The organism is Agrobacterium sp. A3-95 (assembly GCF_053521785.1).
The window spans coordinates 182092-198169 of the sequence record NZ_JBNWDR010000004.1 but is presented as its reverse complement, the minus strand read 5'-3'; the positions used below and the strand labels follow the sequence as shown (position 1 = coordinate 198169).

At 58.2% G+C, this 16078-nt stretch carries 21 protein-coding genes; 11 read left to right on the top strand and 10 right to left on the bottom strand.

All coding sequences use genetic code 11. The features are described 5' to 3' along the window. Nucleotides 1–41 precede the first annotated feature (41 nt). The 3 genes from ACQZ5Y_RS13310 to ACQZ5Y_RS13300 are packed head-to-tail and all read right to left on the bottom strand — an operon-like array spanning nucleotide 42 to nucleotide 1369. Nucleotides 42–563, bottom strand: coding sequence for a DUF1697 domain-containing protein (locus ACQZ5Y_RS13310; RefSeq protein WP_174049570.1), 522 nt, complete (start codon nucleotides 561–563; stop codon nucleotides 42–44). Continuing rightward, a complete protein-coding gene (yidD, locus tag ACQZ5Y_RS13305; RefSeq protein WP_013636304.1) occupies nucleotides 560–919 on the bottom strand; it encodes a membrane protein insertion efficiency factor YidD in 360 nt (119 codons plus the stop codon). The genes ACQZ5Y_RS13310 and yidD overlap by 4 nt, the downstream gene beginning before the upstream one ends. A gap of 3 nt (nucleotides 920–922) precedes the next feature. After that, a complete protein-coding gene (locus ACQZ5Y_RS13300) occupies nucleotides 923–1369 on the bottom strand; it encodes an iron-sulfur cluster assembly scaffold protein (protein WP_025593674.1) in 447 nt (148 codons plus the stop codon). Between the two features lie 283 nt (nucleotides 1370–1652). On the opposite strand from ACQZ5Y_RS13300, the gene folE reads away from it, so the two are divergent. The 3 genes from folE to ACQZ5Y_RS13285 all read left to right on the top strand — a co-directional run bounded on the left by folE (nucleotide 1653) and on the right by ACQZ5Y_RS13285 (nucleotide 3784). Then, on the top strand, nucleotides 1653–2279 hold the full coding sequence (gene folE, locus ACQZ5Y_RS13295; protein WP_003515674.1) for a GTP cyclohydrolase I FolE: 627 nt from the start codon (nucleotides 1653–1655) through the stop codon (nucleotides 2277–2279). 27 nt (nucleotides 2280–2306) lie between these two features. Next, complete coding sequence (gene hisI / locus ACQZ5Y_RS13290; protein ID WP_003515676.1) at nucleotides 2307–2759, top strand: phosphoribosyl-AMP cyclohydrolase; 453 nt, start codon at nucleotides 2307–2309, stop codon at nucleotides 2757–2759. A 98-nt stretch (nucleotides 2760–2857) separates the two neighbouring features. Continuing rightward, nucleotides 2858–3784 (top strand): patatin-like phospholipase family protein, encoded by a 927-nt coding sequence (locus ACQZ5Y_RS13285; RefSeq protein ID WP_003515679.1) that lies wholly within the window; start codon nucleotides 2858–2860, stop codon nucleotides 3782–3784. Between the two features lie 136 nt (nucleotides 3785–3920). Here the strand turns inward: ACQZ5Y_RS13285 and ACQZ5Y_RS13280 are convergent, their stop codons facing one another. Both ACQZ5Y_RS13280 and ACQZ5Y_RS13275 read right to left on the bottom strand, forming a co-directional pair. Next, nucleotides 3921–4355 (bottom strand): CBS domain-containing protein, encoded by a 435-nt coding sequence (locus ACQZ5Y_RS13280; protein ID WP_003515681.1) that lies wholly within the window; start codon nucleotides 4353–4355, stop codon nucleotides 3921–3923. A 154-nt stretch (nucleotides 4356–4509) separates the two neighbouring features. Beyond that, the gene (locus ACQZ5Y_RS13275) at nucleotides 4510–5283 is read right to left on the bottom strand and encodes a rhomboid family intramembrane serine protease (protein ID WP_013636308.1); all 774 of its coding nucleotides are present in this window, start codon (nucleotides 5281–5283) and stop codon (nucleotides 4510–4512) included. A gap of 359 nt (nucleotides 5284–5642) precedes the next feature. Between ACQZ5Y_RS13275 and ACQZ5Y_RS13270 the strand changes: the two genes are divergently transcribed. The 3 genes from ACQZ5Y_RS13270 (at nucleotide 5643) to ACQZ5Y_RS13260 (ending at nucleotide 8365) form a co-directional block, all read left to right on the top strand. Further along, nucleotides 5643–6200: a PAS domain-containing protein gene (locus tag ACQZ5Y_RS13270; RefSeq protein WP_013636309.1), complete on the top strand. Its 558-nt coding sequence runs from the start codon at nucleotides 5643–5645 to the stop codon at nucleotides 6198–6200. Nucleotides 6201–6383: 183 nt separating this feature from the next. Next, nucleotides 6384–7001, top strand: coding sequence for a PilZ domain-containing protein (locus ACQZ5Y_RS13265; protein WP_003515693.1), 618 nt, complete (start codon nucleotides 6384–6386; stop codon nucleotides 6999–7001). Between the two features lie 755 nt (nucleotides 7002–7756). Beyond that, entirely contained in the window at nucleotides 7757–8365 is a 609-nt protein-coding gene (locus ACQZ5Y_RS13260) for a transglutaminase-like cysteine peptidase (RefSeq protein ID WP_019566128.1), read from the top strand. A gap of 96 nt (nucleotides 8366–8461) precedes the next feature. Here ACQZ5Y_RS13260 and ACQZ5Y_RS13255 read toward each other — a convergent pair whose 3' ends face one another. Next, on the bottom strand, nucleotides 8462–8899 hold the full coding sequence (locus ACQZ5Y_RS13255) for a DUF1489 family protein (RefSeq protein WP_003515697.1): 438 nt from the start codon (nucleotides 8897–8899) through the stop codon (nucleotides 8462–8464). A gap of 65 nt (nucleotides 8900–8964) precedes the next feature. Beyond that, entirely contained in the window at nucleotides 8965–10368 is a 1404-nt protein-coding gene (locus ACQZ5Y_RS13250; RefSeq protein WP_013636313.1) for an L-serine ammonia-lyase, read from the bottom strand. Here ACQZ5Y_RS13250 and ACQZ5Y_RS13245 point away from each other — a divergent pair. After that, a complete protein-coding gene (locus ACQZ5Y_RS13245; RefSeq protein ID WP_162696596.1) occupies nucleotides 10367–10633 on the top strand; it encodes a hypothetical protein in 267 nt (88 codons plus the stop codon). The genes ACQZ5Y_RS13250 and ACQZ5Y_RS13245 overlap by 2 nt on opposite strands. A 390-nt stretch (nucleotides 10634–11023) precedes the next feature. Continuing rightward, the gene (locus ACQZ5Y_RS13240) at nucleotides 11024–11374 is read left to right on the top strand and encodes a hypothetical protein (RefSeq protein ID WP_003515702.1); all 351 of its coding nucleotides are present in this window, start codon (nucleotides 11024–11026) and stop codon (nucleotides 11372–11374) included. Nucleotide 11375: 1 nt separating this feature from the next. On the opposite strand, the gene ACQZ5Y_RS13235 is transcribed toward ACQZ5Y_RS13240, so the two are convergent. Together ACQZ5Y_RS13235 and ACQZ5Y_RS13230 are read right to left on the bottom strand one after the other, a co-directional pair. Next, entirely contained in the window at nucleotides 11376–12143 is a 768-nt protein-coding gene (locus ACQZ5Y_RS13235) for a phosphodiester glycosidase family protein (RefSeq protein ID WP_174049571.1), read from the bottom strand. A gap of 135 nt (nucleotides 12144–12278) precedes the next feature. Further along, the gene (locus ACQZ5Y_RS13230) at nucleotides 12279–12440 is read right to left on the bottom strand and encodes an entericidin domain-containing protein (RefSeq protein ID WP_003515706.1); all 162 of its coding nucleotides are present in this window, start codon (nucleotides 12438–12440) and stop codon (nucleotides 12279–12281) included. 192 nt (nucleotides 12441–12632) lie between these two features. On the opposite strand from ACQZ5Y_RS13230, the gene ACQZ5Y_RS13225 reads away from it, so the two are divergent. Together ACQZ5Y_RS13225 and ACQZ5Y_RS13220 are read left to right on the top strand one after the other, a co-directional pair. Beyond that, entirely contained in the window at nucleotides 12633–13409 is a 777-nt protein-coding gene (locus ACQZ5Y_RS13225; protein WP_065687284.1) for a formyl transferase, read from the top strand. Between the two features lie 105 nt (nucleotides 13410–13514). After that, nucleotides 13515–14435, top strand: coding sequence for a methylenetetrahydrofolate reductase (locus ACQZ5Y_RS13220; RefSeq protein WP_174049572.1), 921 nt, complete (start codon nucleotides 13515–13517; stop codon nucleotides 14433–14435). Between the two features lie 64 nt (nucleotides 14436–14499). Here ACQZ5Y_RS13220 and ACQZ5Y_RS13215 read toward each other — a convergent pair whose 3' ends face one another. Continuing rightward, entirely contained in the window at nucleotides 14500–15438 is a 939-nt protein-coding gene (locus ACQZ5Y_RS13215; protein WP_003515711.1) for a LysR family transcriptional regulator, read from the bottom strand. Nucleotides 15439–15677: 239 nt separating this feature from the next. Here ACQZ5Y_RS13215 and ACQZ5Y_RS13210 point away from each other — a divergent pair, with 239 nt between their 5' ends. After that, nucleotides 15678–15896 (top strand): DUF1127 domain-containing protein, encoded by a 219-nt coding sequence (locus ACQZ5Y_RS13210; RefSeq protein ID WP_025593690.1) that lies wholly within the window; start codon nucleotides 15678–15680, stop codon nucleotides 15894–15896. The last annotated feature ends 182 nt before the right edge of the window (nucleotides 15897–16078 follow it).

The following is a 16078-nucleotide window of genomic DNA, read 5'->3' as shown; positions in this document are numbered from 1 at the left end:
GATAAAGAATTTTCCGGTTCCAGTCAAAGGTGAACGGCGGCTCAGCGAAGCATTTCGGCAATTCCATTGACGGTGTTGGCGTTGCGGGTCGTGCCGATGCCGAGCTTCTTCGTGGTCAGCGCAGAGAGAAGCCGGCTTTCGCTTGGCTTGCCGCAAAAGTCGATCCACAGGTCACCGCCGACAATGGCGATCTTTTCCTTCTGGCGGTACTTCTCCAAGAGTCCAAGATAATCCCCGGCAAGCGGCTTGCGCATCACCCTTACGCAGACATCCGGTGGATTGCCATCCGGAAACGGGTTTGTGGCAGTCAGGGCAAGCCAATCAGGCGCTGAGCGAACGAGAATATCGACGTGTTTGCCGAACCGTTTTTCAAAGGCGCGCTCCAGCGCCTCCTCGATTTCGCAGACAGGCGCCTCCGGTGCACGGAAGACCAGATTTCCGGTCGCAACCAGCGTCCTGCATTCCTCAAAGCCCAGCTCCTGCGCCATTTCACGCAGATCGGCCATGATGAGCCGCGTGCCCGCCCCGAGCACGATGCTGTGCAGAAGAGCGACATAGGTCATCGATGCAGCATCCAGTATCGCCAGGGCGTCCACCAGTGCTTGTCAGCGGCCAGCGTTTCCGGCACGGGGTCCAGCCCGCTGGTGCCGCCCGGACCGCAACGCGCGACGCGAAACAGCGTCATCCACCCGCCCGGCCAAAGGCCGTGGCGGGCGATCGCCTCATAGCCATATTCGGAACAGGTGGGAATGTGGCGGCAGGAATTGCCGACGAAACCCGACAAAGTCAGCTGATAGAGCCGGATGAAGCCAACGCCGAAAAGACGGCCTGGGGTCTTTGCAAAGACTCCCCCCCAGTTGCGGGATCGCCCGACCTTCTCCCCTGTCTTCTGATGTCCGCAGTCCGGTTCACCGCACATCGCCTAACCCGCAGCGTTCAGAACCGGCCGGGCTTCGATCTGGTCGAGAGCATCGACCACCGCTTCGAAGGTCAGCATGGTGGATGCGTGGCGTGCCTTGAAATCCCGGACGGGTGAAAGCACCCGCATATCCTCGAAACGGCCTGTCGGCCCCTCGCCGCCCTGTTTCAGCATGGCCAGCATGTCTTCCCGCGCCTGCCGGATCTCACCGCTGGAAGCGCCGACGACATGATGCGCCATGATCGAGGCGGATGCCTGGCCGAGCGCGCACGCGCGAACCTCATGTGAAAAAGCCGTGACGATGCCGCCTTCCACCTTCAGATAGACCTTGAGTTTGGAGCCGCACAGCCGCGAGTGTTTTTCAGCGCTGGCATCGGCATCATCAAGCACGCCGGTCAGCGGAATATTTCCGGCAAATTCCAGAATTCGGTTGTTGTAGATATCGTCCATCATCAGGTATCCGGCGTTCAAGAATGCCCAAAAACGGGACAGGATATATTTTTCAAACACAGCGTTTGTCGCAGTGGAGCTTTCCTGCCCTTCATTCCCATTATATGCTAACGAGCTTTCTGGACATCAAGCCGATATGAAATTAACGGCTCCGATACCGAAATATCAGCATCGGCCTTGCCAAAATGCTGTAAAACAACCAGATAGCAGCAACGGTGGACGAAGTCCCCGCTACGAAAAACAAAGTTCAGGTGCGGCCTTGACCCGCATCGGGAGAGACGGAATGGATGCGATCGTGAAGAATTTCCCCGGCGCTGGCGCAAAACCCGATGTGGCAGAGGCTCGCCCAAGCCAGACGGAAGCGGAAGAAGCAGTGCGCGTTCTTCTGCGCTGGGCAGGAGAAAATCCCGCCCGCGAAGGACTCCTGGACACGCCGAAGCGCGTTGCCAAGGCCTATCGCGAACTCTTCGCCGGTTATGAGCTGAACGTCCAGGACGTTCTCGGCACGACCTTCGAGGAAGTTGGCGGTTATGACGATGTGGTGCTGGTGCGCGACATCCCCTTCTTCTCCCATTGCGAACATCACATGGTTCCGATCGTCGGCAAGGCGCATGTCGCCTATCTTCCGGCTGGGCGCGTGCTCGGCCTGTCGAAGATCGCCCGCGTCGTCGAAATCTTTGGCCGCCGCCTGCAGACGCAGGAAAACATGACCGCGCAGATCGCAAGATCCATCGAGGAGACTCTGAAGCCGCGCGGCGTGGCCGTCATGATCGACGCCGAACATATGTGCATGTCCATGCGCGGCGTAAACAAGCAGGGGTCCACGACCCTCACCACCAGCTTCACCGGCACCTTCAAGAACGACCCGGCCGAGCAGGTGCGCTTCATGACCATGGTGCGGAACCGCTAACGGTTCCGCTTTTTCCCCGGGGTAGCAATGTCCATTTCGTTTCCGTCCGCGCCTGCGGACAAGGAAGTGCTTGAAAATTCAGGTCTCTTCTCACCGAAATTCGATGCCCACGGCCTTGTCACCGCCGTGGTCACCGATGCGCGTGATGGTGAATTGCTGATGGTCGCCCATATGAATGCGCAAGCCCTGTCGCTGACGCTGGAAACGGGCATCGCCCACTATTACAGCCGCTCGCGCGACAAGATCTGGAAAAAGGGCGAAACCTCCGGCAACCTGCAGACGGTGAAGGAATTCCGTACCGATTGCGATCAGGACGCCGTATGGCTGAAGGTCTCCGTCGCCGGTCATGACGCAACCTGCCATACCGGCCGCCGCTCCTGCTTCTACCGCACGGTCGAGTTGGCCGATGGCAATGCCGTCACCAGAATCACCGACGATATCCGCCATTTCGACCCGGCGACTACCTATTCTGGCACGTGAACGGCCACCTTCCATCCGCTGCACCAATTTGCTACCAATAATTCAGGATTCGGGGAGGAACAGACCGGGTCCTGGGAGCAGGCAGGGAGTGTACGGTCATGTTGGGCTGGGGAAGCAATCGTCACAATGCTCTTGCGGCTGGCAACACCGAAACAATCGTCAACGAGGTCGTTGATACGCGCCGGATTGCGCTTGCGCTCGGCGGTGGTGCTGCGCGCGGCTGGGCCCATATCGGCGTCCTGAGGGCACTAGACGAGGCCGGTGTAAAAATCGGCATGATTGCCGGAACCTCGATCGGCGCGCTGGTCGGCGGTTGCTATCTCGCCGGAAAGCTCGATGAGCTGGAGGAATTTGCCCGTTCGCTGACAATGCGGCGCATTGCCGGCCTGCTCGATCTGACGATTGGCGGCGGCGGTCTCTTCGGCGGCATGCGGCTGACCAAGCGCATGCAGGAGCATCTCGAAGGCTTGCGCGTCGAAAACCTCGAGCACCCTTTCATCGCCGTCGCCACGGAATTGCGCACCGGCCACGAGGTCTGGATTCACCAGGGCGACCTCGTCACCGCACTGCGCTCATCCTACGCGTTGCCGGGCATTTTCGAGCCCGTGCAATGCAACGGCCGCACCCTGATCGACGGCGCTCTCGTCAACCCCGTTCCGGTTTCGGTCTGCAGGGCCTATGAGCAGGCGCTCGTCGTCGCCGTCAATCTCAATTACGATCTGTTCGGCCGCTCTGCCGTGGTCAAACATTCCTCTTCGCCCCCGAATGGCGCAGCACCTTCCCTGGAAGGTCCGCCGCGCCCCGGCCTGCCGGGCGTCATGGTGCAGGCCTTCAATATCATTCAGGACCGGATTTCGCGCTCGCGTCTGGCGGGCGACCCGCCCGACCTTATGCTGCATCCCCGTATCAACGATATCGGCCTGTCGGAATTCCATCGCGCCAGCGAAGCCATCGACAGGGGATACGAGGAAACACGCGCCCGCGTTCCCGAGCTGGAGCGCATGCAGCAGGCGTTCCGACGCTAACTTACACTACAAATATACGTGCTGAGCATTCCAGCTTGCGGTAGCCGCAGCCTCCTAGGCCGTCATTCCTGCGCGTGTCACAGGAATGACGTAGTCGTTTCGAAATGACTATTGCGGACGCGCCGGAAACGAAACCTCATCCGGCGATATAGGCCTTGATATGTTCGGCTTCCGCCTCGATCTCGCCGATCCGCGCCTTTACCACGTCACCGATGGAGATGATGCCGGCCAGACGACCGTCGTCCTCAACCGGAATATGGCGGAACCGCCCTCCGGTCATGATTTCCATCAATTCGTCGGTGGTGGAATTGTGATGACAGCGGATGACGTTCTTCGTCATGGCCACCGAAACGGATTGCAGAAGGGAGGCAGCGCCCTCGCCTGCCACGACCTTCACCAGATCGCGTTCCGTGAAAATACCGAGAACAACGCCGTCGGCATCGGTCACGACGAGTGCGCCGATCTTGTGCGCATTCAGCGTTGCTGCCGCCTCGCCGATGCTTACGCTCGGTCCCACAGTCACGACATTCCGGCCCTTGCGGTCGAGAAGATCTTTTACGAATGTTGCCATGCCTTCCTCCTCCTGTCAGCAATCTGCAACGCGGCGAAGTCTCTCCGCGGTTGCAAATCATGGAACATGGTGCGCTGAGGCCTATGCGAATGCAATCCCGGATGGGACCTGCACAAGCAAATTTGCGCCACGGCCGACAAGGAGCGTGATCGCCCTAGAGCGGGTGTTCCACACTTCCACTGGAAAGGTTCCCGCGGATCGGGCGATCAAACAGGCCGAAGAACAGGAAGCCGAGCAGAAAGCCGAAGACATGGGCATCCCAGGCGACTTCGCCGCCGACATCGCCAAACAGCGGCACGCCGACCGCGATCAGGACATTGCCGAAAAGCCACATCAGCGTGAAGATCAGCACGGTCCTGTTCGAAAGCGCCGCGACAATGCTCTGCCTCGGCATCAGATGGCCGAAAGAGGCGCTGTAGCCGCCGCGCGACGGGAAAGCGAAACGGCATGCGGCTCCCATCAGGGCCGAAACGACACCAGATGCTCCGATCAGAACCGTCACATCGCCCCAGTTCAGCGCCGCGTGGCCAAAAGCTGAAACGGCGGCGGATATGCACCATAACAGCACGAAGCGAAGCGTTCCGATCCGGCGCAGAACCGGCGCGCCAAAGGCCATCAACCACAATCCGTTAAAAAGAATATGCTCGATGCCGCCGTGCAAAAAAGAATATGTCACTGGCGTCCAGAGCCATTCCAGCCCCTGCTGGGATAATGGCACCGCGTAACGCAGCGGAATGAAGCCGAAGGTGAAGATGAACCAGCCGTTGCCATCCTCCGAAAGAAGATAGGCCGGAACCACGAAGGCCAAGAGCAGCGCCGCCAATATGCCGACCAGAAGCGGCGGCAGGTTGAAGACGGGATTATGTGCGTCCTCTTTCAGTTCCTGACTTTCCGAAACCGGCGGCTGTTCGCCGTCGCCGTTGGACATGATTCCATCCCTGTTTTTGTGGAAATTTGCGTCCCCCGAGCAATATAGGAAGCCCAGGCGAAAAAAAAGCCGTCCTGCCTTTCGAGCCACGACGCAAAAACCGCAATCGGTTCAAGCGCCTGTACCCAGGGGCAGTCCGGCCTGCGCGCCCGCCGTAAAGTTACGGGCGAAAGCATCAATTGTGCTGACTGGGAGCATGTCCCCGACATGGCCGCAGCGATGCCACGACCTTGGTCGCCGCGCAATCTCAACCATTTGTTAACCTTAACAAAATCGGTTGGCATGAAATTCGCTACACCACAAGTATCAGACGTTCGGATGGACATGATGTCCCAAAAACGAACATGGAGAACGATGCTATGAAGAGCATGGCCGGACTGGAGATATATGCCTATTGGGACACGCTGCGCGGCAATAAACCTGCGCCCCGCCGAGAAGACTTCGATCCCGCAAAGCTGAAACATCATCTCGGCGACCTCTTTATCCTGACGGACAAGGGAGAAAGAACGCCATTCTTCCGCCTTGCAGGCACGCACCTGTGCGACCTGTTCGGCCGGGAATTGCGCGACAGCCCGTTCTCGGATCTGTGGCCAGCGGCAAGTGCCACCTTCCCCTGCCGTGTCGCACGCGGCATCCTGCAACATCAATTGCCCGTGGTGTTCGATATCGAAGCGGAGGACGACCATGGCGCGGCGCCGCTTGCTTTCGAAATGCTGCTCTTGCCACTAAGTTCGGATAATGACACAGCCCCGAGATTGCTCGGAGCGCTGCTGCCGGAACGGCCCCGTCACGAATTCGCAGCACCGATCAGTTGCCTCGTCATGAAAAGCAGCCGCCTGCTACGCATGGATATCGCGCCGACAACGTATTCTACGAATGCGCGAACCGCTGTCATGCCGCATGCGGTAACCCGCTGACTGCCGCATCCCACCCCGCATGGTGAGGGTGGATCGCGTATGATCGCGCCGGAATTTCGTACGAAATACGTCAAAGCTGTAACGATTTTGACGATTGCAAAAATTGTAAGGGTTAAACAATAGAGTCTGTTAACCCGGGCGGCGTAGAGATTTGTCATCATCACTGGTTACAATTGCGCTGCCATGTTCTCATCACGTTCGGTCAACACTGCCCAAACCCTGCGTCCGGTTGAAGAGGTTCACTTCGACGATCCCGTCCGTGTGTCCTTCACTGGTCGCCTCATGTTGCCCGATCACCAGGAATATGATTGCACCGCAACCGAGATGACCGCCGAAAGAGCGCTGTTCGCCTGCTCGGGCATTGCGCGCAACGGTGATCGCGTCATCTCCTATCTCCAGCATATCGGCCGCATCGAAGGAACGGTTACGGCGCTTACCGCGTCGGGCTTCGTCATTGCCATCAATGCGCCCGAACGCAAGCGGGAAAAGCTGGCCGCCCAGCTCGCATGGATCGCCAAGCGCCAGCTGCTCGGCCTGCCGGAAGACCGCCGCCACGACCGCCTGACACCACGCAATACCCGGGCACATCTGATGCTGGAAGACGGCGTGCTTCTCGCCTGCCGGCTGATCGACCTTTCCTTGTCGGGCGCAGCCATCGAGATCGAAAACCGGCCTCCACTCGGCACCAGGGTCCAGCTTGGCAAGAACATGAGCGGCAAGATCGTACGCCACTTCATGGAAGGCGTTGCGGTCGAATTCGACCGGGTCCAGTCGCCCGACGCCCTGATCGAATTTCTCTAGGTCATTTCCCGTAATACCGTGGAGCGATATGTCCGTGCGGCAAGTGCGGCATTCGCCAGATCTTGTCACGGCTATCGCTTTCAGGCGCTCCGGCCGTGAGCCGGAATACAGCCAGCACAGGTCTCTGCGCCTAAAGAGCTTTTCCCGCCACGCAGGCGCACATCGATCCGATTCCGGCTCAAGGCCGGAATAATGGGAGCAGACTGCTTTCGTCTACAAAAATGCCGCTCGTGCATTTGCGCTGACAGTCTAAAATACTGCTTTCCCGCACTTTGGATTCCGTTGAAGCTGACTTCCGTGCTATCCGGTCAGAGTGCCCGGCGCGCTCCATTTTGCGTTAGTTCTCGCGCAAAACCGCACTGGAAAGTCCCGCTCCAGGCATTTTTTCCAAGAAAAAAACAGTTTTCTTGAAGTTTTTTTTGCTGGCTTTTTGCCCTGTCCCGACTTGAAACACCAATCCCAAAACGGGAAATCCGCGTCTTCGATACGCTCCGCGGCCTGACTACCCATCATCGCAAAAATATCTCTGTGCCGAAAATCGCTTTCAATACAGCAGCCTAAATGGCTACCAAAAACCTAAGGTCGAGATGCGTAAAATTGTAATAAAATTTGCTTCAAACACGCGTAAAAACTAACTCGAATACATTTCAAAACAAGCGCTAATTTGCTGAAATATAAGCTCAAATTGACACGCGCATCTTTCCGCGGGGTCAAAATATACATGCGAGTGTCTCCTCAACACGGGGAGACAAGCAATGAACAAAAACAACCGTTTCGGTTTCTTTCTGATCGCATTCATCGTCAGCGCCATCGCCCATCAGGCCAGCGCTTCGCCATCCGCCGCCATGCGCGTGATCGGCAAGGCCAACCCGCCGATCGGCCACTACGAGTTCTGCCAGACCTATCAGAGCGAATGCCAGCCGACATCGCTGGACAACGGCCCGATGAAACTGACCGAAGAGCGCTGGAAGACGATGCTGGACGTCAACTATACCGCCAACACCACGATCACGCCGATGACCGACATGGAAATCTACGGCGTCGAAGAGCGCTGGGCCTACCCCACCACGGTCGGCGATTGCGAAGATTTCGTGCTTCTGAAGCGCAAGATGCTGATGAACAAGGGCTTCTCCGCCAACAACCTGCTGATCACGGTTGTTCTGCAGCCGAATGGCGAAGGCCATGCAGTTCTGACCGTTCGCACCGATCGCGGTGATTTCGTCCTCGACAACATGCGCAACAAGGTCATGAACTGGTCGGAGACCGAATATACCTACCTGAAGCGTCAGGACACCGCCAATCCCGGACGCTGGGTGAAAATACAGGATGGCCGCGCCACCACTGCGGTTGGCGGCATCAACTGAAGCCACCCAAACCCACGCAAATACCGTCTCCCCAAATGAAAAAGCCGGCTCCGCGAAGGAAGCCGGCTTTTTCATTTCAATCACATCCATTGACGATCAGAGCAGGCCTAGTTCGGCCAGTTCCCGCTTGAGGTCGGAGGGCATCTCCTCGCCGCCGAAATCACCGCCGCCGAGATCGCGTGGGGCCTCGTTGTCCTTGAGGTAGCGCCAGCCCTGAAACGGCCGCTTCGGCGCAGGCGACGTCTCGATCACCTCGGGGCCGAGAATGAGATCGCAGCGGGTAATGCCGTCGTCGCCCTTGAAGGAACGTATGTCGAGAAGTTTCTGCCGTGCCTGCACCTGGCCCTTGATGACCCAATAGAGCGAACCGCCTTCCAGCAATTCTTCAAGCCGTTTCGGGATCATCCGCGTGGTGTGGACGCTGTGCGGCTCAAGGCCAGCGGCGATCGCGGTCAGCGAGCGATGCGCGACCCAGTCTCTCAAGTCCTGGAGTGAATCCGCGCCGACGCAAAGTTTTATAAGATGTAGAGGCATATGCTTATCAATGCCTTTTTGCGTCGGGCGTCAAGCATGTGGACCATGCCTGACGCCCTGCCCGCTCAGCATTCCACAACGTTGACGGCAAGACCACCGGTGGACGTTTCCTTGTACTTGTCGCTCATGTCGTTGCCGGTCTGGCGCATGGTTTCGATACAGGCATCGAGCGGTACGAAATGCTGGCCGTCACCCTTCAGCGCCAGGGAAGCCGCCGTTACCGCCTTCACCGCACCCAGCGCATTGCGCTCGATGCAGGGCACCTGCACCAGACCGGCGATCGGGTCGCAGGTCATGCCGAGGTGATGCTCGAGCGCGATTTCGGCGGCATTCTCCACCTGTTCGGGCGAACCGCCCATGACGGCGGCAAGGCCTGCGGCCGCCATGGCGGCAGCGGACCCAACCTCGCCCTGACAGCCGACCTCGGCACCTGAAATAGATGCATTATGCTTGATGATGCCGCCGATTGCGGCCGCCGTCAGCAGGAAATCGCGAACGTCGTCAACGGTCGCATCCTCGTGGAAATGCCGGAAATACCGGACCGTGGCCGGAACGACGCCCGCAGCACCGTTGGTCGGCGCTGTCACCACGCGCCCGCCAGCAGCATTTTCCTCGTTCACGGCCATGGCATAGACGCTCAGCCAGTCATTCGCCATGACAGGATTGAGCCGGTTGCTGCGCCATTCCTCATTCAGCTTCTCGTAGATGGAGCGGGCACGGCGGCGCACCTTCAGGCCACCCGGCATGATGCCGTCCACCTTCAGCCCGCGCTCGATGCAGCCGTTCATCGCCTCCCAGATCTGGTCGAGGCGCTCGTTCAGCTCGTCGCGGGAGATTACCGTTTCTTCGTTTGCGCGCTTCATCTGGGCGATGGTGCGGCCGGAGCGGCCCGCCATCTCAAGCATTTCCCGCGCCGTGGCGAACGGATAAGGCACACGCGGACCATTATCGATGGTCTTGCCGCGCTGCTTGATCGCCTCCAGTTCCGTATCGGTCACGACGAAACCGCCGCCGACGGAATAATAGATGCGCTTGAGAAGCAGCCTGCCCTGATTGTCGAAGGCGGAAAAGGTCATGCCGTTGGCATGGCCGGGCAGCGGGTTCTTCTTGTCGAAGACCAGATCCTCGGCTGGGTTGAACTCATAGGAGGGGTGGCCGGGTGGCGACACGGTACCGGCCTTTTCAACCTTTTCGATGATCGGGTCCATGGCGTCGGGGTCGACGAGATCCGGCCGCTCGCCCGTCAGGCCGAGAATGACCGCACGGCCGGTGCCGTGGCCAATGCCGGTAAAGGCAAGCGAACCGTGCAGGCTGACCTTCAGGCGCGACACGGAAGCACCCGCCGGACGCGGCCATTCATCACCGAGGATAAGCGCAAGAAAGCGGTTAGCCGCCGTCATCGGCCCCATCGTATGCGAGCTGGAAGGACCGATACCGATCTTGAAGACGTCGAAGACCGAAAGAAACATGAGGCTTACCTTGAATAAGAATGGATTCCACCGCCATCATATCCAAAGCCGCGACGGATCGCCACAAAAGAGCGGCACCGGCTTTTGCAGCTGCGACATGCGGGCCGCAGAAACGAAAACAGCACGGTTTCCAGAGGAAACCGCGCCGTTTCAAAACCCGTCATTCATGAGAAGTGTTTATGGGCTGCCAAAAATGTACGTCAATGCGAGAAATGCGGCAAAGCCTGCAAGCGCGCGCAAGGTGACGGCCCAACAGGATTTCTGAGCGGTTTCTTCCATGATTACTCCAGCTATTCACTCTCCGGGCGATCTTCAAGACCGGGCCCGTTGGGGGAAGCATTTATTAAAATCCGGCGCAGAACGCAAATGCAAAAAGCGGCTAAATGAAGGCGTTTTTGACGGGCTGCCATTCGTCAGTTGCATAGGTGTGTGAAAAAACAAGGCTTTAGATCGGCGCTTTCGGGTTACCCCTTTTTGCTATTCGCCTCAATTTGAACCAAAGTGTAACTGGTTTATGAAGGTTTCGCACAAACACCTGTTGAAGCCAGCGGCAATCGGCATTCCAGAGTTGAATTTCAGTGTCCGGACTGTTGTGCCTTGAAAGCCTTTCGGCTGTGCCTTATCGACAGAAAACGGCAACGGGATTCGTCATTACATGCAGCAGGCGTCATCTTTTCCGGACCGCGAGACGGTCGCATCGAAACTTGCCTCGCTTGCAAGCGAGGACAAGGCGTGGGTGCTGCTTTTGATGGAAAACGTGTTGCAGGACGAAAACCTGCTGGCCGGCCTCAATCTCTATCTCGATCAACAGGCCAACGCCCGCTTCCTCAACAGTCTGAAACTGGAGACATCAGGCGAATGGCTGGGCTGTAACGCCCCTGCCCGCCTGCAGATACGCATCACGGAAGCGGCCAAGGCCAGCCAGCATCCTGCCTATCTGGCCTTCCGCAAGGGACTGACGGCATCGGCAGGCCTCGAAAAAGCCTACCCCAAGGCGCCGATCTGACTTAGTCAGGCACCCTGTCGACGACAGCGATAATCGGCCCCATGGCAAACAGGGAATCGCGCCTTTTCATCGCGGGAATGTCGACACTGGAAATCGTCCCGTCGAGATACAGCGCGTTTGGCGCATCCAGCGCATCCCTGAACAACGTCGCGAAGTCGTAAAAACGCACGGTGTTTTCCGAAATCACGAAATGCACCATACCGTCGCGCGACACACCGACGCCGTTACGGCGTTTCAGGCTGTCGCTATCGGGCAGAAATCGCGGATGCAGCTTTCCATCGATCACCAGCATCGGGCCGGACTGGGTGGCAAAATCCGGCTTCAAGCCGGCAGAGACATAGGCCTGCGTTTCCAGAACGCCCGCCATTGCACCCTTCAGATAAAACACGCCGTTCGGCAGAAGATGGAAATTGCCCCACCCGCCGCCGGTAATAATCGGCGAACGTTCGACGCCGTTTTCGACAAAAAGGCCAACGGGAGAATAGTCGGAATGATACATGCCGCCATTCATGGCGAAAACGCTGAACATGTGCTGCCGCCAAAGGGCGGAGGAGAGATCGGAGAAGGAGCGATATCCCTCACCCGAAACATGATCGCGGTCGTAAATCCGGATCATGCTTTTCGCCGGATCGAAACTGCAGACGATGTAACGTCCGCCCGCGTGCTCCATGGTTTTGCAGAAATCCGCCTGTCCGCCCGCCTCAGCCGAAAACGGCAAAAGCAATGGCAGCAGCAAGCCAATCAGTCTTTTCGTCACCAGTCTTTTCATCAACGCCCGCTCATGCCCTCTCGCCCCATCTTAATACGGCGCGATTCTTACTTCATGAACTGTGACGGTGAAATCAGGTCAAAGAAAAGGCGTCCCCTTCATTCAGGGAGACGCCAGACCTTGGAGGGGAGAGACTTAGCGACGCGCGGCGCGGTCTACGCTACGACCTGCGTCCTGCGTGGCGTCCACTGCATTTGCCGTATCCCGGCCAACGCCGCGAATGGTATTACCGCAGGAACTCAAGGTCACGACGGTCAACAAAGCCACGAAAACTGTCGAAAGAATACGTGTGATCATTTGAAATAACTCCCCTATGACTTGCCGTCCAAAGGCAAGCGCCGATGTGATATGCGTCACAATAACGTGAGCATTGGAAATCGGTTCCACCGGCGTTTGAAAAAATCCCGTCGGTGAAAATTAACATGGTTTTGAACTTCGCGAGGGAAACTCGGGCGCAGGGATCATGATCGGGAAAATCGTGTGGGTGACATGACTGAGATAAACAATCGGCTACTGGTGATGACGGCGGGGGGACTGAACCCCAATGTCATGATCAATGCGCTGGCCGCCCGGTTTCCGGATATCCATGTCATCGTGGAGCAGGCGGAAAGCAAATCGGCCATTCTGAAAAGACGGGCGCGGCGGCTCGGCTGGATGACAGCCGCAGGCCAGATGGCGACGATGATCGCCTCCCGGCTCGGCAAACGCTTCACTGTTCGGCGCACCAATGAGATCATTGCAGAACATGGCCTCTCTGCCGATCTCGGCCAGGCAGTTCCTGTTACACACGTTGCCTCCCTGAACGACGAAGAGTGCCACAAGGCCATCAACACCTTGCAACCGGCGGCGATCTTCACCATTTCCTGCCGCCTTCTGACACCGGCAACCCTTCAAGCCCTGCGCTGCCCGGTCATCAATTTCCACGCCGGCATCAATCCCGCCTATCGCGGCCAGATGGGCGGTTATTGGGCGCTGGTGGAAAAGGACCGGGGTAATTTCGGCGCAACCGTGCATCTGGTCGACAAGGGCGTGGATACCGGCGCAACCCTTTACGAAAAGCGGCTGAAGCCCTCGCCTTCCGATACCATTGCCACCTACCCCCTGCTTCTGACCGCCGCCTCGGTCGATATTGCGGTCAGCGCTATCGAGGACGCCCTTTCCGGCAGCCTTGCGCCGCAACCGCCCTTGCCTGGCAAATCGGTGCTGCGGTTTCCGCCGACGATCTGGACATGGCTGTGGAACGGCCTCACCAAACGTGTCTGGTGAGAACAACCAGCCATTGCCGCCAGCCAAACGCATGAAATCAAGCTTCGTCGCAGATGCAGGGCTGTCTTGCCGCAACAGGCAAAGACGTGGGCAAAAAAGCGGTGCATGATAAGGAAAAGGACCAAATTCAAATTGCACGATATCTCGACCTCTCCCGCCATTGCCGCCTCCATTGAAGCCTCACCCGCACAGGTGCTCGGCCCGGCAAGTCTTGCCGGTCTCTTTCCACAGGGCGTGCGTGTTTATCTGACAGACACCGGACAGGCCTCGCAGGACAGGCTGGTCGACGCTGCAAAACACCTTCGCGATCTCGGCTACACACCAGTGCCGCATCTCGCGGCACGGCGCATATCGTCTGGCGTGGAATTCGAGGAGCAGGTGAAGCGGCTGGCAGGCGAAGCGGGTGTGTCGGATGTGCTGGTAGTCGGCGGTGGCGTCGCCACGCCGGCTGGTGCGTTCACATCCAGCATGGATATGCTGTCGACCGGCATCTTCGATCGCTGCGGGATCAATCAGATTGCAATCGCCGGCCATCCCGAAGGCAGCCCCGATTTCAGCGAAGAGACGGCGACGGCCGCCTTGAAGTTGAAGTATGATTTTGCCGAAAGAAGCGATGCGGCAATGCGCATCGTCACCCAGTTCGGCTTCGACCCCGCGCGCTTCATCGCCTGGGCGGAAGGACTTGCCGCCTCCGGCATCGACTTGCCGGTGCATATCGGCGTCTCCGGTCCGGCCAGGATCACGACGCTGCTGAAATATGCAGCTCTCTGCGGCGTCGGCAATTCCATCGCCTATCTGAAAAAGAACGCGCTCTCCCTGACGACGCTGGCCAAGGGCCATTCACCGGAAAGCGTGGTCGGCCCTATCGAACGGCACTGGCAGGCAAATCCGGCAGGGCCGATCCGGCAAATCCACGTTTTCCCATTTGGTGGGTTACAGAATTCGGCAGACTGGCTGGCCGGTCGTGGAAGCTGGCAAATCGGCGATGCGGACTTTTCTGCAAAGCGGGGCACGGTAGCGATCTAAGCCCACCTTTGCCTATGGCGCGACGGACGCTCGCCGTCGCGCATTCCCGTTATAAAGATCTGCCTCAGGCCGCCTTGGCGACCTCGACAAAGGCGTTGCGGATGCTTTCCGCGACCGCAAGGATGGGGCGCGAGGGTCTTTCGCCCGTGATCAGGCGAATATCGAAATAACCAAGTTCCGGCAGGCCTTCCTTGTCGCTCAGAATGACCATGTCGTTCTGCACATAGGAGCGCGGCAGGGGCGCGATGGCGAGATCGGCGGCAATTGCTGCGCGCTGCGCCATGGTGTGGCCGCTGAGATAGGCCACGCGGAAATTGCGACCCCGCTTTTCAAGCGAGTTGATCGCTTCCGAACGCCAGATGCAGCCCTCTTCCCATATTGATATGGGCAGCGGATCGCGCAGATAGGCCGTACCGCATTTTGCCCCGGCCCAGACGAGACGTTCGCGCATCAGCACCTCGCCCGTATCCCGCAGCGGATGCGACGCACAGTTGACCAGTGCCAGATCCAGCCGCCGTTCATCCATGCGCTTGTAGAGATTGGAACTGGAATCGATCGTGACATCGATCATGATGCCGGGGAAAACCTCGGCAAAACGCTTGAGGATACCCGGGAGCAAACCGCGCTCGCCAATATCTTCCGGCGCACCGAGCCTGACGACGCCAGACAGTTCAGGCATGACGAAACGCGACACGGCCTCGTTAGACAGCGCGATCATGCGGCGCGCATAGGTAAGAAGCGTTTCGCCATGCGCCGTCAAAGTCACCGAGCGGGCATCGCGCAGGAACAACGTCGTCTTCAGCTGTTCCTCCAGCTTCTTTATCTGCATGGAAACGGCGGACGGCGTTCTGAACACCACCTCTGCGGCGGTGGAGAAGTTCCCGGTCTCGGCAATCGCGACGAAGGTTCTCAGAATGTCGTTATCCAGCAGCGGCAGCGGTTGGCGGAAAGTTACGGTCATGGCACGAACCTTCAAATATTTTGATTTATAGATGGATATCATTTCGTTTGATTGAATGTCAACACAGGCGCACCATCCGAGACATCGAATGACAGGGCAACTAACGCCTTGTCGGAATGAAGCGCTGGCCCATCACGGATAGACAGAAAGTCCGGCAGGCGGCGAGCGCCAGTCATTCCTAGAACTGATGAATGACATCAAATTCATTCTCTTGTTTGATGAGATATGTAAGCGCATACCGAAGTCGTAAACAGGATCGTGGTTCACGAAAGGATCAAGACATGGCCATGATACATTATCACCCCGCAGCGAGCCGTTCGTCGCAACGCCCCTCGACCGGTAGCTGGCTCCAGCGCCTGTCCGGCCAGATTTCCGCTCTTCATACGTCATGGAAGCGCGCAAGAATGCTCCGCGCGCTGGAAGGTTTGCCGCCTGAAACATTGAAGGACATTGGATGGCCGACAACCGACAGCAACCGCATCAGGGTCGTCCGCAAATGATGCGCAACCCCATGGCTCGCAACCGTCCCAGGACTTGCGAGCCATCCCCGTCAATCCCGAGACGCCCCGGCAAAGGCGTAAAATGACCTGCCTGTTTTACATGCGACACGACGCCCTTTAAAAAGGCTTGTCGCAAATTTTGCATATTTCAAAAGCTATTTTTTGACAGCCCGGATTTCACG

Excerpts from the sequence above, each read along its gene's own strand:
- ACQZ5Y_RS13310 (WP_174049570.1), bottom strand. The coding sequence starts at position 563 with ATGACCTATGTCGCTCTTCTGCACAGCATCGTGCTCGGGGCGGGCACG.
- yidD (WP_013636304.1), bottom strand. The coding sequence starts at position 919 with ATGTGCGGTGAACCGGACTGCGGACATCAGAAGACAGGGGAGAAGGTC.
- ACQZ5Y_RS13300 (WP_025593674.1), bottom strand. The coding sequence starts at position 1,369 with ATGGACGATATCTACAACAACCGAATTCTGGAATTTGCCGGAAATATT.
- folE (WP_003515674.1), top strand. The coding sequence starts at position 1,653 with ATGGATGCGATCGTGAAGAATTTCCCCGGCGCTGGCGCAAAACCCGAT.
- hisI (WP_003515676.1), top strand. The coding sequence starts at position 2,307 with ATGTCCATTTCGTTTCCGTCCGCGCCTGCGGACAAGGAAGTGCTTGAA.
- ACQZ5Y_RS13285 (WP_003515679.1), top strand. The coding sequence starts at position 2,858 with ATGTTGGGCTGGGGAAGCAATCGTCACAATGCTCTTGCGGCTGGCAAC.
- ACQZ5Y_RS13280 (WP_003515681.1), bottom strand. The coding sequence starts at position 4,355 with ATGGCAACATTCGTAAAAGATCTTCTCGACCGCAAGGGCCGGAATGTC.
- ACQZ5Y_RS13275 (WP_013636308.1), bottom strand. The coding sequence starts at position 5,283 with ATGTCCAACGGCGACGGCGAACAGCCGCCGGTTTCGGAAAGTCAGGAA.
- ACQZ5Y_RS13270 (WP_013636309.1), top strand. The coding sequence starts at position 5,643 with ATGAAGAGCATGGCCGGACTGGAGATATATGCCTATTGGGACACGCTG.
- ACQZ5Y_RS13265 (WP_003515693.1), top strand. The coding sequence starts at position 6,384 with ATGTTCTCATCACGTTCGGTCAACACTGCCCAAACCCTGCGTCCGGTT.
- ACQZ5Y_RS13260 (WP_019566128.1), top strand. The coding sequence starts at position 7,757 with ATGAACAAAAACAACCGTTTCGGTTTCTTTCTGATCGCATTCATCGTC.
- ACQZ5Y_RS13255 (WP_003515697.1), bottom strand. The coding sequence starts at position 8,899 with ATGCCTCTACATCTTATAAAACTTTGCGTCGGCGCGGATTCACTCCAG.
- ACQZ5Y_RS13245 (WP_162696596.1), top strand. The coding sequence starts at position 10,367 with ATGAGGCTTACCTTGAATAAGAATGGATTCCACCGCCATCATATCCAA.
- ACQZ5Y_RS13250 (WP_013636313.1), bottom strand. The coding sequence starts at position 10,368 with ATGTTTCTTTCGGTCTTCGACGTCTTCAAGATCGGTATCGGTCCTTCC.
- ACQZ5Y_RS13240 (WP_003515702.1), top strand. The coding sequence starts at position 11,024 with ATGCAGCAGGCGTCATCTTTTCCGGACCGCGAGACGGTCGCATCGAAA.
- ACQZ5Y_RS13235 (WP_174049571.1), bottom strand. The coding sequence starts at position 12,143 with ATGAAAAGACTGGTGACGAAAAGACTGATTGGCTTGCTGCTGCCATTG.
- ACQZ5Y_RS13230 (WP_003515706.1), bottom strand. The coding sequence starts at position 12,440 with ATGATCACACGTATTCTTTCGACAGTTTTCGTGGCTTTGTTGACCGTC.
- ACQZ5Y_RS13225 (WP_065687284.1), top strand. The coding sequence starts at position 12,633 with ATGACTGAGATAAACAATCGGCTACTGGTGATGACGGCGGGGGGACTG.
- ACQZ5Y_RS13220 (WP_174049572.1), top strand. The coding sequence starts at position 13,515 with ATGATAAGGAAAAGGACCAAATTCAAATTGCACGATATCTCGACCTCT.
- ACQZ5Y_RS13215 (WP_003515711.1), bottom strand. The coding sequence starts at position 15,438 with ATGATATCCATCTATAAATCAAAATATTTGAAGGTTCGTGCCATGACC.
- ACQZ5Y_RS13210 (WP_025593690.1), top strand. The coding sequence starts at position 15,678 with ATGGCCATGATACATTATCACCCCGCAGCGAGCCGTTCGTCGCAACGC.